Source organism: Micromonospora sp. ZG13 (genome assembly GCF_059359355.1).
Genome location: NZ_JCADBQ010000041.1, coordinates 1 through 1,630 on the forward strand (window position 1 = coordinate 1; position 1,630 = coordinate 1,630).

Genomic DNA, 1,630 nt, shown 5'->3' on the forward strand with positions numbered 1-1,630 from the left:
CCTTCGACAAACTCGTCGAACACACCAGACCCACCCGCGACCCCCACACCCCACCCCTCATCCAAACCGTCTTCACCGGCGGGAACGTGACGGGCGTCGCCGACGGACCCGTGCCGCTGGGCACCGCGACGATGCGACCGGTGGCGGCCGAGCCGGGCACGGCGAAGTTCGACCTCACCGTCCACGCGGAGGTGGGGACCGACGCCGTCAGCGTGTACTTCAGCTACGCCCGGGACCTGTACGAGCCCGGCACCATGGCCGACCTGGCCGACAGCTACCGCGCCCTGGTCGCCGCCGTGCTGGCCGATCCCGATCAGCGGCTGTCCACGGTGGAGGCGATCACCGAGGAGCAGCGCCGGCGGCTCGCGACGGTGTCCACGGGACGTCGGCGCGGGTCGGGACCGGGTGGCGCGACGCGGCCGGCCGAGGCCGGCCGCGACGTCGCGGACCGTACGGACGTCCAGGCCACGGGGCCGGACGGCACGGCCGGACGCTCCGACGGCGATCCCGGGTGCGTGCCGCGACTGGTGACGGAGACGGCCCGGCGGCAGCCCGACGCGGTCGCGGTGGTCGACGGGGCGGGGGCGATCACCTACCGCGAACTCGACGAGTGGTCCAACCACCTCGCCCACCAACTCCTGCGACACGGCGCCCGACCCGACCACCCCATCGCCGTCAGCCTCCCACCCGGCACCCCCGCCATCACCGCCATGCTCGCCGTCCTCAAGACCGGCGCCGCCTACCTCCCCATCGACCCCACCACACCACCCGCACGCCGACACCACCTCATCACCAACTCCGCCGTCACCATCCTCATCACCGAACACCCCCACGACACCGACACACCCCCCGGCGTCGTCACCCTCGCGCCGCAGCGGCCCGACTCCCCCGCGCCGTCGGCCCCCCGGGTGCACATCCACCCGGAGCAACTGGCGTACGTCATCCACACCTCCGGGTCCACCGGCACCCCCAAGGGGGTCATGGTCGCCCACCACGCGCTGGCGAACCTCGTACGCTGGCATCTCGACGCCTATCCCAGCGGGCCCGGCGAGCACCACGGTCAGATCGCCAGCCTCGGCTTCGACGCGGCGGTGTGGGAGATCTGGCCGGCGCTGGTCAGCGGTGCCACCCTGCACGTCGCCGACCCCGCCGACCGCCTCGACCCCGCCGCGCTGCACGACTGGATGCACCGGCAGGGTCTCAGCGTGGCCTTCGTGCCCACCCCGATCGCCGAAGCCATCCTGCGGCTGCCCACGCCGCCCACCACCCGCCTGCGGACGCTGCTCACGGGTGGTGACGCCCTCACCACCCGACCCTCCGCGCGCACGCCCTACGCCCTGGTCAACCACTACGGCCCGACCGAGGCGGCGGTCGTCGCCACCGCCGGAGTGGTGCGGCCCGACGGGACCCACCGCCCGGATCTCGGCGGCCCGATCGACGGCGTCCGCGTCCTCCTGCTCGACCCCGATCTGCGCCTGGTCCCGCCCGGCGCGCCCGGCGAACTCTGCATCGCCGGCGAAGGGCTCGCCCGGGGGTACCTCGGCCGCCCCGGGCAGACGGCGGAGCGGTTCCTGCCCGACCCCCACGCCACCACACCCGGCAGCCGCCTCTACCGCACCGGCGACCTCTG

At 74.4% G+C, this 1,630-nt stretch carries 1 protein-coding gene; it reads left to right on the plus strand.

Annotation, left to right across the window (positions count from 1 at the left end; genetic code table 11):
• Window positions 1–59: 59 nt before the first annotated feature.
• The coding region (locus tag AC5L34_RS29445) for an amino acid adenylation domain-containing protein (RefSeq protein WP_494827909.1) at window positions 60–1,630 on the plus strand (1,571 nt) is incomplete at its 3' end.